General features: G+C 67.9%; 11 protein-coding genes. 2 read left to right on the plus strand and 9 right to left on the minus strand.

Going from position 1 to position 15,465, the window contains the following annotated elements; translation table 11 throughout:
- Positions 1 to 147 precede the first annotated feature (147 nt).
- Positions 148 to 1,509, plus strand: coding sequence for a dicarboxylate/amino acid:cation symporter (locus tag ACTPOE_RS04900; RefSeq protein WP_458871098.1), 1,362 nt, complete (start codon positions 148 to 150; stop codon positions 1,507 to 1,509).
- A gap of 105 nt (positions 1,510 to 1,614) precedes the next feature.
- On the opposite strand, the gene adhP is transcribed toward ACTPOE_RS04900, so the two are convergent.
- Both adhP and exaC read right to left on the minus strand, forming a co-directional pair.
- Positions 1,615 to 2,643: an alcohol dehydrogenase AdhP gene (adhP, locus tag ACTPOE_RS04905; RefSeq protein ID WP_458871099.1), complete on the minus strand. Its 1,029-nt coding sequence runs from the start codon at positions 2,641 to 2,643 to the stop codon at positions 1,615 to 1,617.
- A gap of 109 nt (positions 2,644 to 2,752) precedes the next feature.
- On the minus strand, positions 2,753 to 4,279 hold the full coding sequence (gene exaC / locus ACTPOE_RS04910; RefSeq protein WP_458871100.1) for an acetaldehyde dehydrogenase ExaC: 1,527 nt from the start codon (positions 4,277 to 4,279) through the stop codon (positions 2,753 to 2,755).
- Positions 4,280 to 4,628: 349 nt separating this feature from the next.
- Between exaC and ACTPOE_RS04915 the strand changes: the two genes are divergently transcribed.
- Entirely contained in the window at positions 4,629 to 6,539 is a 1,911-nt protein-coding gene (locus ACTPOE_RS04915) for a sigma-54-dependent Fis family transcriptional regulator (RefSeq protein ID WP_458871101.1), read from the plus strand.
- Between the two features lie 135 nt (positions 6,540 to 6,674).
- On the opposite strand, the gene rpoD is transcribed toward ACTPOE_RS04915, so the two are convergent.
- The 7 genes from rpoD to hflC all read right to left on the minus strand — a co-directional run bounded on the left by rpoD (position 6,675) and on the right by hflC (position 15,461).
- Entirely contained in the window at positions 6,675 to 8,915 is a 2,241-nt protein-coding gene (gene rpoD / locus ACTPOE_RS04920; protein ID WP_458871102.1) for an RNA polymerase sigma factor RpoD, read from the minus strand.
- 80 nt (positions 8,916 to 8,995) lie between these two features.
- Positions 8,996 to 10,960, minus strand: coding sequence for a DNA primase (gene dnaG / locus ACTPOE_RS04925; RefSeq protein ID WP_458871103.1), 1,965 nt, complete (start codon positions 10,958 to 10,960; stop codon positions 8,996 to 8,998).
- Positions 10,961 to 11,173, minus strand: a complete 213-nt coding sequence (gene rpsU / locus ACTPOE_RS04930; protein WP_043681943.1) for a 30S ribosomal protein S21 — start codon at positions 11,171 to 11,173, stop codon at positions 10,961 to 10,963.
- A 182-nt stretch (positions 11,174 to 11,355) separates the two neighbouring features.
- On the minus strand, positions 11,356 to 11,916 hold the full coding sequence (locus ACTPOE_RS04935; protein ID WP_458871104.1) for a phosphoribosyltransferase: 561 nt from the start codon (positions 11,914 to 11,916) through the stop codon (positions 11,356 to 11,358).
- 76 nt (positions 11,917 to 11,992) lie between these two features.
- Positions 11,993 to 13,288 (minus strand): adenylosuccinate synthase, encoded by a 1,296-nt coding sequence (locus ACTPOE_RS04940; RefSeq protein ID WP_458871105.1) that lies wholly within the window; start codon positions 13,286 to 13,288, stop codon positions 11,993 to 11,995.
- Between the two features lie 83 nt (positions 13,289 to 13,371).
- Complete coding sequence (locus ACTPOE_RS04945) at positions 13,372 to 14,541, minus strand: ATP phosphoribosyltransferase regulatory subunit (RefSeq protein WP_458872763.1); 1,170 nt, start codon at positions 14,539 to 14,541, stop codon at positions 13,372 to 13,374.
- 20 nt (positions 14,542 to 14,561) lie between these two features.
- The gene (gene hflC / locus ACTPOE_RS04950) at positions 14,562 to 15,461 is read right to left on the minus strand and encodes a protease modulator HflC (RefSeq protein ID WP_458871106.1); all 900 of its coding nucleotides are present in this window, start codon (positions 15,459 to 15,461) and stop codon (positions 14,562 to 14,564) included.
- Between the last annotated feature and the right edge of the window lie 4 nt (positions 15,462 to 15,465).

Here is a 15,465-nt window from a genome sequence, read left to right on the forward strand (position 1 = left end):
GATATCCAGAGCTCGAGAACAACTGGCACGGAGATTGCTTTGCTTGTTTCAGGCGGGCCTGACGACAGGCGCCGCCTCCCCTTGAAAAAAATGCCGGCGCCGACGAGGCGGACTCGTCCCACCCGGCCCTGTCTGGAGACACGGACCATGCTCGACATCCCGACCCACGCCGCCCCCGCGCGCAAGCTCCCGTTCTACCGGATCCTCTATGTCCAGGTCCTGTTCGCGATCGCCGTCGGCATCCTGCTCGGCCACTACGCGCCCGACCTGGGCGAGGCCATGAAGCCCCTGGGCGACGGTTTCATCAAGCTCGTCAAGATGATCATCGCCCCGGTGATCTTCCTGACCGTGGCGACCGGCATCGCCGCCATGAGCGACCTGAAGCAGGTCGGTCGCGTGACGGGCAAGGCCATGCTGTATTTCCTCACCTTCTCGACGCTGGCCCTGGTGATCGGCATGATCGTCAGCCACGTCGTGCAGCCCGGCGCGGGCATGCACATCGACCCGGCGACCCTGGACCAGGGCGCCGTCGCCACCTACGTGTCCAAGGCGCACGCCTCCACCATCAGCGGCTTCCTGATGAACATCATCCCGGCCACGATGTTCAGTCCCTTCGTCAGCGGCGACATCCTCCAGGTCCTGTTCATCGCCGTGCTGTTCGGCATCGCCCTGGCCATCATCGGCGAGCGCGCCAGGCCGGTGCTGGACCTGCTCACCGCCCTGGCCGGTCCGGTCTTCAAGATCGTGGAGATCCTGATGAAGGCCGCTCCGATCGGAGCCTTCGGCGCCATGGCCTTCACCATCGGCAAGTACGGCATCGGCTCGGTGCTGAACCTGGCGATGCTGGTGGGCACGTTCTACGCGACGGCCGTGCTGTTCGTGCTGGTCGTCCTGGGCGCTGTGGCCCGCTACAACGGGTTCTCGATCCTCAAGCTGGTGCGCTACATCCGCGAGGAACTGCTGCTGGTGCTGGGCACCAGTTCCTCGGAAGCCGCCCTGCCCACCCTGATGCAGAAGATGGAAGGCGCCGGCTGCTCGAAATCGGTCGTGGGCCTGGTGATCCCCACGGGCTATTCCTTCAATCTGGACGGCACCAACATCTACATGACCATGGCGGCCCTGTTCATCGCCCAGGCCTGCGACATCCCCCTGAGCCTGGGCGACCAGATCCTGCTGTTGCTGGTGGCCATGCTCAGTTCCAAAGGCGCGGCCGGCGTCACCGGCGCCGGCTTCATCACGCTGGCGGCCACGCTGTCGGTCATCCCCTCGGTGCCGGTGGCCGGCATGGCCCTGATTCTGGGCGTGGACCGGTTCATGTCGGAGTGCCGCGCCCTGACCAACCTGGTGGGCAACGCCACCGCCACCGTGGTGGTGGCCCGCTGGGAAGGCGAGCTGGACAAGCGCCGCCTGGACGAGGCCCTGTCCTCGGGCACGGTTCCGCTGGACACGGATGCCCATGCCCAGCCGATCGGCCTCGCCGAGTCCGGGGGCCGGGCCCAGGCCGCCTGAGGCGGCCCCGTCCCGGTGCCGGGTGTCCCGGTCTGGACGGCCACGCCGTCCGGGCCGTCCGGACCGTCGACGTGGGGCCGGAGCCCTTCCGCTCCGGGACCGCGGCTACGCCGCCATGTCGATCACGACACGGCCGTCGATCCGACCTTGCAGCATGCGATCGAAGACCTCGTTGACGTTCTCCAGCCTGTCGGTGGAGACGGTGGCCGCGACTTTCCCGGCGCCGGCGAAATCCAGGGCCTCCTGCAGGTCCAGACGAGTCCCCACGATGGAGCCGCGCACCGTGATGCCGTTGAGCACCATGTCGAAGATCGGCAGGGGGAAGTCGCCCGGCGGCAGGCCGTTCAGGGCGATCGTGCCGCCCCGCCGCGCCATGTCCAGCGCCTGTTCGAAGGCCTTGGGGGACACGGCGGTCACCAGCACGCCGTGGGCGCCGCCGATCTCGCGCCGCAGATACGCCGCGGGATCGGTTTCCCTGGCGTTCACCGTCACTTCCGCACCCAGCCTGCGCGCCAGCGCGAGCTTGCCGTCATCGATGTCCACCGCGGCGACGTTCAGGCCCATCGCCCGTGCGTACTGGACCGCCATGTGGCCCAATCCGCCGATCCCGGAGATCACCACCCAGTCGCCAGGCTTGGTGTCGGTGACCTTCAGGCCCTTGTAGACGGTGACGCCCGCGCACAGGACCGGTGCGATCTCGACGAAGCCGACGCCATCGGGCAGACGCCCGACGTAGTCGGCCTCGGCCACGGTGTAGCGGGCGAAGCCGCCATTGACCGAATAACCGGTGTTCTGCTGGCTCTCGCACAGGGTTTCCCAGCCGCCCAGGCAATGCGCGCAATGCCCGCAGGCCGAATACAGCCAGGGAATCCCGACGCGGTCGCCCTCCTTGACGTGGCGCACGCCCGCCCCCAGACCGACCACGTACCCCACGCCCTCATGGCCCGGGATGAAGGGCGGCTTGGGTTTGACCGGCCAATCTCCATGAGCGGCGTGCAGGTCGGTATGGCAAACGCCCGACGCCTCGATCCGGACCAGGATCTGTCCGGGACCGGGCCGGGGCACGGCGACTTCCTCGATGATCAGCGGCTTGCCGAATTCACGCACGACGGCGGCTTTCATTGTGGTTTCCATCGATAACACCTCCTTTCAGGCAAACGGCTCCCCCGGCGCTCCGGCGGAGCGCCGTTTTCCGGAACCTAGAATGAAAAGCGCCGGCCATCGGGCCGGCGCCATGTCCGCGTCAGAAGAACCCGAGCGCATCCGGGCTGTAGCTGACCAGCAGGCACTTCGTCTGCTGGTAGGCGTTCAGCGCCATCTTGTGGGTCTCGCGGCCGATGCCGGACTGCTTATAGCCGCCGAAGGCCGCGTGCGCCGGGTACAGGTGGTAGCAATTGGTCCAGACCCGGCCGGCCTGGATCTGGCGCCCGACGCGGTAGGCCTGCGAACCATCGCGCGTCCACACCCCGGCTCCCAGGCCGTAGTCAGTGTCGTTGGCGATGGCGACGGCCTCGTCCTCATCCTTGAAGGTCATCACCGAGGCCACCGGCCCAAAGATTTCCTCCTGGAAGACGCGCATGTCGTTCTGGCCGAACAGCAGCGTGGGCTTGACGTAGAAGCCCTGGTCCAGGCCGGCGCCGGGCACATTGCGCGCGCCGCCCGTCAGGCAGCGGGCGCCTTCCTCGCGACCGATGTCGATGTAACCCAGGATCTTGTCCATCTGCGCCTTGGACACCTGGGCGCCCAGCATGGTGGATGCGTCCAGAGGGTGGCCGGTCTTCATGGATTCGACCCGCTTGATGGCGCGCTCGATGAAGCGCTCGTAGATCGATTCCTGAATCAGGATGCGCGAGGGGCAGGTGCAGACCTCGCCCTGGTTCAGGGCGAACATGCTCAGGCCTTCCAGGGCCTTGTCGAAGAAGGCGTCGCCCTGATCCATCACGTTGGCGAAGAAGATATTGGGGCTTTTGCCGCCCAGTTCCACCGTGCTGGGGATCAGGTTGTCGGCGGCCGCGCGCAGGATGTGCTTGCCGGTCGGCGTCGAGCCGGTGAAGGCGATCTTGGCAATACGCTTGCTGGACGCGAGCGCTGCGCCGGCCTCCTTGCCGAAACCGTTGACGATGTTGAGCACGCCCGGGGGCAGCAGGTCGCCGATCAGTTCCATCAGCACCAGGATCGAGGCCGGGGTCTGCTCGGCGGGCTTGAGCACCACGCAGTTGCCCGCGGCCAGGGCCGGACCGAGTTTCCAGGCGGCCATCAGCAGGGGGAAGTTCCAGGGGATGATCTGCCCCACGACGCCCATGGGTTCGTGAAAATGATAGGCCACCGTGGTCTTGTCGATTTCCGAGATCCCGCCTTCCTGGGCGCGGATGCAGCCGGCAAAATAGCGCAGGTGATCGACGGCCAGCGGCAGGTCGGCCGCCATGGTCTCGCGCAGCGGCTTGCCGTTGTCGATGGTCTCGGCCACCGCCAGCAGGCGCAGGTTCTGCTCCATGCGGTCGGCGATGCGCAGCAGCACGCCGGCGCGCTCCGTCACCGAGGTCTCTCCCCAGGCCTTGCGCGCCGCGTGGGCGGCGTCCAGGGCGGCCTCGACGTCGGCGGCATCCGAGCGCGGGACTTCGCAGAACACCTGCCCGGTGATCGGCGACAGGTTATCGAAGTACTGCCCTCCGACCGGCGCCACCCAGCGCCCGCCGATGTAATTTTCATAGTGCTTCTTGTAGGGAAAGCCGATATCGATGCCAAAGTGCTTCAGGTCGGTCATGTCCATGTCTGTCTCCTTGGTAGCGGGCCGGCCCCCGGGCGGGCGGGGCCCCAGGCGCGCCGCCGCGGCGCGCGACGGTGCTCCCTTCAGTCAAAGCAAAGACCATGCCAGCCCGCGCCGAGCGCACCGGAAGCGCCAGGGACGGGGCCACCGGAGCATCGGCGAAAAGCCGCCCCGGCCAGTCTCTCGCGGTTCTCCGGCCGGCGCTTTCAAAGGCCGCGGGACGGTGGCATACTGGATGCGAATCGCCTTTTAAAACATGAGCTTGTCGCATTTTGCGACAACTCTCGCCGTAAACAGCGACAGTCTTTGTCGCGGACCGCGACAGCATCCGCGACATCCCCGGGAGGACGCCATGCAGACACCGCCCACGATCCATCTGGCGCCGGGCGCCCGCCCCCAGGCCGCGCCGCGGATCCACCAGTCCTGGGCACGCTGCGCCGACCTGGACCCCGCCCTGCTGACCGACCCCAATCCCCTGCCCCGCGCGGACCTGGACATCCGCCGCGAAACCCACCGGCACCTGCTGCTCCTGGCCGAGCCCAGCCTCGACGCGCTGGGCGCGCTGGCGGATTCAGCGCACAGCGTCGTGCTGCTGGCCGACCCCAGCGGCCTGATCCTGCACGAACGCGGCAGCCGCAGCTTCCAGGACAAAGCACGCCGCGTGGCGCTGCAGCCCGGCGTCAGCTGGGCCGAGCCCCTGCGCGGCACCAACGCCATCGGCACGGCCCTGCACGACGGCCGCGCCGTGCGCATCCACGGCGCGGAGCATTTCCTGACCTGCAACAGCATCCTCAGTTGCCATGCCGCGCCCATTTTCTCGGCCATGGGCGAAATTCTGGGGATCCTCGATCTGTCAAGCCCGGCCGACGACATGCGCGACTACGTGCTGGCCCTGGTGCAGCGCATGGCGCGCGGCATCGCCGACCGGATCCTGTGCGAGAGCCCGCTGCGCCGGCTGGATTTCCGCCTGGGCCGGGGGCTGGAGGACGACGGCCACGCCCTCCTGCTGCTGGATGACGACACCCGCATCGCCGGCGCCAACGAGGCCGCCCTGCGGGCGCTGGACGCGGACTGGGGCCACCTGATCGGCACGCCCTGCGCGCAATGGATCGACGGGCCGCTGCATACCCGCGACGCGCCGTTGCATCGCCACGACGGCCAGCCCCTGACCGGCCGCCTGATCGTCCCGCCGCGCACGCCGGCGCGTCCCGTATCGGTTCCGCCGGTCCCGCGGCCCATGGTTCCAGCCGCCGCCCGCCCGGAAGCCCGCCCCCTGCCCGAGCCCGACGCCGTCAGCAGTCCCCTGCTGGATCAGGCCGTGCTCGCCCTGGACGCGGGCCTGGCCGTCCTGCTGTGCGGCGAGACCGGCACGGGCAAGGAAGTCCTGTCGCGCCACATCCACGCCCGCAGCGCCTGGCGCGCCGGCCCCTTCGTCGCCATCAACTGCGCCGCCCTGCCCGAACACCTGGTCGAATCCGAACTCTTCGGCTACGAGCCTGGCGCCTTCACCGGCGCGCGGCGCGAAGGCGCGCGCGGCCTGCTGCGGCAGGCGCAGGGCGGCGTGCTGTTCCTGGACGAGATCGGCGACATGCCGCTGGCGTTGCAGACCCGGCTGCTGCGGGTCCTGCAGGAACGCGAGGTCCAGCCCCTGGGGTCGGACAAGCGCGTGTCCCTGGAATTCGGCCTGGTCAGCGCCAGCCACCAGGATCTGAAGACGCTGGTGGCCCAGGGGCGTTTTCGCGCCGACCTGTACTACCGCCTGCAGGACATGCCGCTGCATCTGCCGCCGCTGCGCGCACGGCCCGACCTGGCGGCCTTCGTCGAAGGCGCCTACCAGGCGCTGGGGGGCCGCCTGACCGGCGACGCGCTGGCCGTGCTGGTCCGCCACGACTGGCCGGGCAACTATCGGGAACTCTTCAGTGTGCTGCGCCGGCTGCGCTGCCAGCATCCGGGACCCGCGCCCGTCGTGGCCGGCGACCTGCCCGGGGATATCGCGCCGACGGACTGTGTTTCCGCCAGGCCATCCGGAAACGGCCCGATCGCTCCCGCCATGACGGCGGCCGGAGCAGAATCGGCGTTCCGGACGGACACGGCATCACCGCCGAACTACGACTCCTGCGGCGATTCCGGATCCGGCGCGGGCCTGCGCTCGCTGGAACGGCAGGCCATCGAACAGGCCCTGCGCGCCTGCCAGGGCAACATCAGCCGCGCCGCGCGCCGCCTGGGCATCCACCGCAGCACGCTGTACCGCAAGCTGAAATGAAACGGGGCCGCTCGAAAGCGGCCCCCGCGCTGCGCAGTCCGCGGCTGCTTGCTGCCCCCCGCGCGGGGCGCTTTTCGCCTTGGAACGGCCCCGCGGCAAAGAGGGCCGCCCCGCGACAAAAAAGCTGGCTTGCTGCTACTGCCCTTCGAGGAAGCTCTTCAACTTGTCCGCACGGCTGGGATGGCGCAATTTGCGCAGGGCCTTGGCCTCGATCTGCCGGATACGCTCGCGGGTGACGTCGAACTGCTTGCCGACTTCCTCCAGGGTCTGGTCGGTGCTCATCTCGATGCCGAAGCGCATGCGCAGGACCTTGGCCTCGCGGGGGGTGAGCGAATCCAGGACTTCCTTGACGACGTCGCGCATGGAACCATGCAGCGCCGAGTCCGAGGGCGAGACGGTGCCGGTGTCCTCGATGAAATCGCCCAGGTGGGAATCGTCGTCGTCGCCGATGGGAGTTTCCATCGAGATCGGTTCCTTGGCGATCTTCAGGATCTTGCGGACCTTGTCTTCCGGCATGTCCATCTTCTGCGCCAGAGTGGCGGGATCCGGCTCTGCGCCGGTTTCCTGCAGGATCTGGCGGTTGATCCGGTTCATCTTGTTGATCGTCTCGATCATGTGCACCGGGATGCGGATGGTGCGCGCCTGGTCGGCGATCGAACGGGTGATGGCCTGCCGGATCCACCACGTGGCGTAGGTGGAGAACTTGTAGCCGCGCCGATACTCGAACTTGTCCACGGCCTTCATCAGGCCGATGTTGCCTTCCTGGATCAGATCCAGGAACTGCAGGCCGCGGTTGGTGTACTTCTTGGCGATGGAGATCACCAGACGCAGGTTGGCCTCGGTCATCTCGCGCTTGGCCTTGCGGGCCTTGGCCTCGCCGGTGGCCATGCGCTTGTTGACGTCCTTCAGGTCCTTCAGGGGCAGCACCACGTTGCGCTGCAGCTCGATCAGCTTCTGCTGGATTTCCTGGATCGCCGGGGCGTGGCGCGCCAGAGTCGCGGAATAGGCGTGGCCGGCCGCGACTTCCTCGTCCACCCAGTCGAGGTTGGTCTCGTTGCCGGGGAAGGCCTTGATGAAGTGGTTGCGCGGCATGCCGGCGCGGGTCACGCAGATCGACATGGCGGCGCGTTCCTGGGCGCGGACTTCCGCGACCTGGGCGCGCAGGGCGTCGGCCAGGCGCTCGACCATCTTGGCGGTGAAGCGCACACCCGTCAGCTGGGCGTGGATGGCCTCGCGCGCCTGGACGTAGGCGGCGGAGCGGTAGCCTTCGGACTCGAAGGCCACGCGCATCTTGTCGAACCAGGTCTCGACCTCGTCGAAGATCTTGAGGGCCTTGGCGCGCAGGTATTCCAGCTGCTTGCTGCTCATGCCGCCGGCCGGACCGTCGTCCTCGTCCGAGGCCACGCCCGAACCGGCGTAGTCCTCGCCTTCCTCGTCGATCAGGCCGTCCACGACCTCGTCGATCTGGGCGGAGCCCTCGCGCACGCGGCGCACATGCTCCAGGATCTCGTTGACCGTGGTCGGGCAGGCCGCGATGGCCATGACCATGTGCTTCAGGCCGTCCTCGATGCGCTTGGCGATCTCGATTTCGCCTTCGCGGGTGAGAAGTTCGACCGTGCCCATCTCGCGCATGTACATGCGCACCGGATCGGTGGTGCGGCCGAAGTCCGAATCCACGGTGGTCAGGGCGGCCTCGGCCTCGTCCTCGACGTCGTCGTCGCTGGCGGCCGTGGGCACGTTGTCGCTCATCAGCAGGGTCTCGGCGTCCGGGGCCTGATCGTAGACCGAGATCCCCATGTCGCTGAAGGTGCTGATGATGCCATCGATGGCCTCGGCGTCGACCAGGTCGTCGGGCAGGTGGTCGTTGATCTCGCCGTAGGTCAGGTAGCCGCGGTCCTTGCCGAGCTTGATCAGGATCTTCAGGCGGTTGCGCCGGGCTTCCTGTTCCTCGGGCGTCATCTGACTGCGCGACGGACTGTCCTTTTCGCCCTTGGCGCGCTTGCCGCCGCGCTTGGGCAGGGGCTTGAGATCGGGGATGACCTCGCCGTCCTCGGCGTCGTCGTCCACATAGTCGCCGCCGTCGCCGCCGGCATTCTTTGCCGGACGGCCGGGCTTGCGCCCGGAGGGCACGGCCCTGGCGGCACGCGGCTTGTCCGCGGCGGCCTTCCTGGAGGCCGCGGGCTTTTCAGCCGCCTTTTCGACCGCCACCTTGCGGACGGTCTTCTTCGCCGCGACGGCTTCCGGCTCCGCAGCCACCCTGGCCGACTTCACCTCGGCTTCGGGCGCGACGCCCGCCGCCTTGGTTTTCTTGGCAGCCGTTTTTTGGGCGGCCATCTTTTTGGCCACCGCAGAGGCCTTGCCAGTTCCTTGGGTCATGTGTGGATTCCGTAGGATTGCACCGCGATACGCGACAACTTATTGAAAACCATATAGTTTACTGCACTTGCGAGGAAGAATCATCCCGCTCCGGCCTTCAGCCGGGCCAACCGGCGGCTGAGCTCCTGATAGCGGCGGCGGTCTTCCACCGTCGCCAGCCCCGACTCGATCAGCCGATCGCACTGTTCCTGCACCGCCTGACGCTCGATGGCCCTCAGCGCATCGTCCCATTCGGCTTGCGGATCGGGCAGATCCTGCGCCATCAGTTCGGTGGACAGATCCTGGATCGCCCGAGCGAGATCCGACTCCGGATCGGCCGCCTGCAGCAGCGCCCCCGCGTGCGCGGCTCCGCAGGCGCTGGCCAGGCCGATCAGTTGCCTCACCAGATCCAGATGGGGATGATGGGCGAGCAATTCAAGTTGCTGATCCCCCAGCCCGGATACCAGGGAGGGATGCGCCAACAGCAGCCGCAGCAGCCGCCGCGCCATGGGCGTGACCTGCCGCGACCTGCCGCCCCGGCGCGGTGTCCGGCCGGACTCGCGCGACGCACGCGGCGGCGGGTCGCTCAGCCAGGGCGGCATGGCATCCGGTTCCAGGCCCGCACCCGGGTCTTCGCCGCCCGGCCACGGAGCGCCTTCCGGTTCCGGCGCGTAGCGGCTTTCCGGGGAGGAAAGCCGCGCGGGACCGGGTCCCACCGCCCCGCCCTGCGCCGCCGGCCGCCCCGCCCCGACGGACTGCCCGGCTCCGGCCGCCGGACCGGTGGCCAGGAGTTGCGCCAGTTCCTCTGGCGTCAGGCGGACCCGGCGGGCGAATTCGCGTTCCAGCTGCAGGCGGAACCCGCCCTCGGGCATCTGCGCGAACAGCGGCCGGGCCTCGTGCACACAGGCGGCCCGGCCCTCGGCCTCGTCCAGATCGTGGCGCGAGGCCAGTTCGTCGAGCATGAAACGCGACAGGGGGATTGCCTCGTCAAGACAGGCGCGCAAGGCCTGGACACCGTAGGCCCGCACGTAGGAATCCGGATCATGGCCTTCCGGCAGGAACAGGAAGCGCATCGAGACGTCTTCGGCCACCCAGGGCAGGCAGGCCTGCAGGGCGCGCCAGGCGGCCTTGCGTCCGGCGCCGTCGCCGTCGAAGCTGAAGACGATGCGGTCGCTGGCGCGGCGCAGCTTGCGCAGGTGTTCCGGCGTGGTGGACGTGCCCAGCGTCGCCACGGCGTTGTTCAACCCGTACTGGGCCAGAGCCACCACGTCCATGTAACCCTCGACCACCAGCACACAGCCCTCGGCGCGGATGCCGGCGCGCGCCTCGTGCAGGCCATAGAGCTCGTTTCCCTTGGAAAACAGGCCGGTCTCGGGAGAATTCAGGTACTTGGGTTCGCCCGACTCGATCAGCCGGCCGCCGAAGCCGATCAACTGGCCGCGCTGGTTGTGGATCGGGAACATGACCCGGCCGCGGAAGCGGTCGTGGCGCCGGCCGTCCTCGGACTCGATCACCAGCCCCGATTCCAGCAGGGCGGGATCCTCGTAGTGCGTGAAGACCATCGCCAGTCCGCGACGGTCGTGGCTGGCCCAGCCCAGGCCGAAGCGGGCGGCGATCTCGCCGCTCAGGCCCCGGCGCTTGAGATATTCGATGGCTTCTGGGGCCTGCTTCAGGGCGGCGCGATAGTGGGCCTGGGCCTGGTCCAGGATACGCTGCTGGCGCGAGCCTTCCTCGCGGCGCTCGCGGTCGGCGGCGCGCTGGCGGGGGCTGCGGGGTTCTTCCGGCACGGTCATGCCGACGCTGGCCGCGAGGCTGCGCACGGCCTCGGGAAACGGCGCCCCGGTGTGCTCGGTCAGAAACCGCAGCGCGGTCCCGTGCGCGCCGCAGCCGAAGCAATGGTAGAACTGCTTGGTCGGGCTGACGGTGAACGACGGCGTCTTTTCATTGTGAAAAGGGCACAAACCCAGCAGGTTTGCGCCCCCTTTGCGCAGCTTGACGTATCGGCCGACGACATCGACGATATCGACGCGCGCGAGCAGTTCCTGAATGAAGGAATCAGGAATCAATCAATAGAGTCGCGGCGGCAGTTGTTGGCTGCGGATGCGCTTGTAGTGGCGCTTGACGGCGGCGGCACGCTTGCGCTTGCGCTCGGCCGTGGGCTTTTCATAAAACTCGCGCGAACGCAGCTCGGTCAGGAGACCGGTCTTTTCGATGGTGCGCTTGAAGCGCCGCAGGGCAGCCTCGAAGGGCTCGTTTTCTTTGAGGCGGACAATCGGCATGTAAATCCTTGAAAGCCTGTAAAGTTCATGAACGTCGGAAAATCGATTCCGGTGCGCTCATGGTTAAATTAAAGGAAAATTCCTGGTTAGACGAAGGATTCTAGCATGAATCCAGGGATGTGGCCATGCCGACAACACCCCGGCGGGGTCCGCCGCGCGAGGCGGCCGCTTCCGCTTTCCGGTCACTTCGAGTCCGGATACGCCGTGCGCACACCCTTGCGGATCCAGGATTCCAGCTGATGCGGCCGCAGGCTGTCGTAGTCCTCGAAGGGCTGGTGGATCCAGGGATTGGTGGGCAGGTGCTCGACGAAGTAATCTGGCTGGACCTGGGCATGGCCCTTCTGCCAGAGTACGGCCGTGCGCAATTCGGTGATGCCGAGAAACTGCCTGACCAGGTGGTCGCGCACCCGGGTGAAGGTCAGGCCGGTATCCACCATGTCGTCCACCAGCAGCACCCGGCCGTCCAGCGTGCCGCGCGTGATCGTGATGAACTGGGCGATGTCGAGCTGGCCCTGGACCGTGCCCGCCGCCTCGCGGTAGCTGCTGGTCGCCAGGATGCCCAGCGGCAGGTCGAAGATGCGCGACAGCACGTCGCCCACCCGCACGCCGCCGCGCGCCAGACAGAGGATCTTGTCGAAGGCCCAACCCGATTCATGGACTTGCAGGGCCAGGCGTTCGATCAGGCCATGGTATTGTTCCCAGCTGACCCAGAGGTCGCGCTCCGTGCTCGGTGGCATGCTCATCGGTGTTTCCCGTTCGAGTGAAGAAGAATGAAAAAACCGCAAGCGGACTTGCGGTTTCGGTTTTTTTCCCGGCGCATCAACCCTGCAGGGGATTGCGCAGGACGATGGTTTCCAGCCGATCGGGACCGGTCGAGACCATGTCGATCGGCACGTCGCAGACCTCGGCGATGCGTTCCAGGTAGCGGCGTGCGTTGACCGGCAGCTTGTCGTACTCGGTGATGCCCACCGTGGATTCCGACCAGCCAGCCATTTCCTCCAGCACGGGTTCCGCTTCGGCGGCGGCATGGGCGCCGTAGGGCAGGACATCCAGGAACTTGCCCTTGTAGCGATAGCCCACGCCGATCTTGATCTGCTCGACACCGTCGAGCACGTCCAGTTTGGTGATGCACAGGCCCGTCAGGCCGTTGATCATGACCGAGCGCTTCATGGCCGCGCCGTCGAACCAGCCGCAGCGACGCGGACGCCCCGTGACCGAGCCGAATTCCTTGCCCACCGTGGCCAGGCGCAGGCCGGTGTCGTCCAGCAGTTCGGTCGGAAACGGACCCGAGCCGACGCGCGTGGTGTAGGCCTTGGCGATGCCCAGAACGTAATCCAGGGCCTGCGGGCCGACGCCCGAGCCGGCCGACGCGGCACCCGCCACGCAGTTGCTGCTGGTGACGAAGGGATAGGTGCCATGGTCGATGTCCAGCAGCGTGCCCTGGGCGCCTTCGAAAAGCAGGTTGTGGCCGGCGCGGCGCGCGACGTGCAGATTGCTGGAAACATCGGCCACCATGGGCTCGAGCTGCGGCGCCAGGCCCATGACCAGATCGCGCACCCGGGCGGCGTCCACCGGCTTGGCGCCCAGATACTGCGTCAGCACGAAATTGTGGTAGTCCAGGACTTCGGCGAGCTTTTCGTCGAACACGGCCGGATCGTACAGATCCTGGACGCGCAGGGCGCGGCGCGCGACCTTGTCCTCGTAGGCGGGGCCGATGCCCCGGCCCGTGGTGCCGATCTTGCCCTCGCCCTTGCGGGCCTCTCGGGCCTGGTCCAGCGCCACGTGATACGGCAGGATCAGCGGGCAGGCGGCGGAGATCTGCAGGCGCGAGCGCACGTCCAGGCCGGCGGCTTCCAGCTCGCCGATCTCGGCCAGCAGCGCCTCGGGCGAGAGCACCACGCCGTTGCCGATGTAGCAGGTGACATGCGGGTGCATGATGCCCGACGGGATCAGGCGCAGGATGGTCTTGCGGCCGTTGATCCACAGGGTATGGCCGGCGTTGTGGCCGCCCTGGAAGCGCACGACGCCCTGGGCCGACTCTGCCAGCCAGTCGACGATCTTGCCCTTGCCTTCGTCACCCCACTGGGTGCCGATCACGACGATGTTCTTGCTCATAAGCTTTTCGAAAGGCAGCCGGATGCCGCCATGGGAAACAGGTTAGTTTATACCATCGGTGACAATGCCCGGCGATCCCGCCTTCAGGCGGCGCCGTCCAGGGGACGCAGCGCCCAGCTGTCGCCGATGGCGACCAATTCCTGGTCCACGAAGAATTCGTCCGGGCACTGGGGTTCTCCAGGCAACGCCTGGATCACGACGCGCCCCTGCTCCCGCAGCGCGCGGATGGCCCGGGCCAGGGCGGGATCGTCGGACCAGGGCGCACGGATGGCCTGGATGGGCTGCGCATCGGGCAGGCCCGCGGACAGCTTGCGCAAGTCCAGGCTGAAGCCGGTGGCCGGACGGGCGCGGCCGAACTTGCGCCCGATGCCGTCGTAGCGGCCACCGCGCACCAGGGCGTCGTGCCAGCCTGCCGCATAGATGGCGAACATGACCCCGGAATGGTAGCCGTAGCCCCCGCCCATATCCGCCAGGTCCAGCGCGATCGGCGCGTCGGGCAGGGCCGCGCACAGGGTGCGCAGGTCGTCCAGGGCGGCCAGCAGGGCCGGCAGGCCGGGCAGGCATTCTCGAGCTCGATCCAGCACCGAGAGGTCGCCATACAAGGTGGTCAGAACTCGCAGCGCGTCCAGGCTGTCGGCGCGCGCGCCGCATTCGGCGCACAGGGCTTCCAGGCCGGGAGCGTCCTTGGCGCTGAGCAGCGCGAAGACCTCGTCCGCGGCTTCTGCCAGGGCCTGATCGGCATCCACCAGCGCCCGCCCCACCCCGGGATGGTTCAGGTCCAGACGCGGCTGGCGCACGCCGGCGCGGCGCACGGACTCCAGCGCCAGGCGGATCGATTCGATATCGGCCTGCACGCCCGCGTGGCCGAAGATTTCGGCGCCGATCTGCAGCAGCTCGCGGTCGGACAGCAGGCCGGCCGCCCGCGCGTGCACCACCGGCCCGCAATAGCACAGCCGGGTGACGCCCTCGCGGTTGAGCAGGTGGGCGTCGATGCGCGAGACCTGGATGGTGATGTCGGCGCGCACGCCCATGGTCAGGCCCGAGAGCTGGTCCACCAGCTTGCAGGTGCGCAGGCGCAGGGCCTCGTCGCCGGCCGGCATCAGCGAGTCCAGATATTCCACCATCGGCGGCGCGACCAGTTCGAAGCCGTAGGTCCGGTACAGGTCCAGCAGTTCGCGGCGCAATTCCTCGATGCGGCGCGCCTCGGCGGGCAGGACGTCCGACAGGTTTTCCGGCAGCAGCCAGCTTGACATCATGGTCTGTCGGCCCTCGTTCAGCGCGCGGCGGGCTGCGCGGCGGACTTGCCGCCCCGGGCGCGGTCCCAGAAACGGAAGAAGTCCGAATCCGGGCTCAGGACCAGGGTGCCGCTGCGGTCGGCGAAGGCCGAGCGGTACGCGTCGAGGCTCTTGTAGAAGCTGTAGAACTCGGGGTCCTGGCCGTAGGACTTGGCGTAGATGGCGGCCGCGGTGGCGTCGCCCTCGCCGCGCTTGGCCTGGGATTCGGCGTAGGCCCTGGCCAGGACTTCCTGGCGCTTGCGATCGGCCTCGGCACGGATGCGCTCGCTGTCGGCCGCGCCGCTGGCCCGCAAGCGGTTGGCTTCCTGCTTGCGCTCGGCCTCCATCCGCCGGTAGACGGATTCGGAGATTTCCGGCGCGAAGTCGATGCGCCGCAGGCGCACATCGACCACGTCCACGCCCAGCGGCTGGGCGCGACGCGCCACGGCGGTCTGGATTTCCTTCATGATGGTGTCGCGGTCGCTGGAGACGACCTGCTTGACCGTGCGCACGTTGACGGCGGCGTTCAGGGCGTCGCGGATCTGCGCCTGAAGGCGCTCGACCGCCGCGTTGCTGTTGGCGCCGAAGGTGACGTAGTACTGACGCGGGTCGGCGATGCGCCACTTGACGAAGGAGTCGATCAGCAGGTTCTTCTTTTCGGCGGTCTGGATGCGCTCCGGATCGCGCGTCTCGATGGTCTGCAGCCGCTTGTCGAGGTAGACGACGTTCTCGAAGGGCGGCGGGAACTTGAAGTACAGCCCCGGCTTGGTGATGGTTTCACGGACTTCGCCCAAGGCGAACAGGAGCGCGGAATCACGCTCGCGCACCACGAACATGCACGAGGACAGCACCGCGACCAGCACGACCAGACCGACCAGGGCGGGGAAAAAGCGTTGCATCTTG

The sequence above is a fragment of the Castellaniella sp. WN genome, assembly GCF_054457555.1.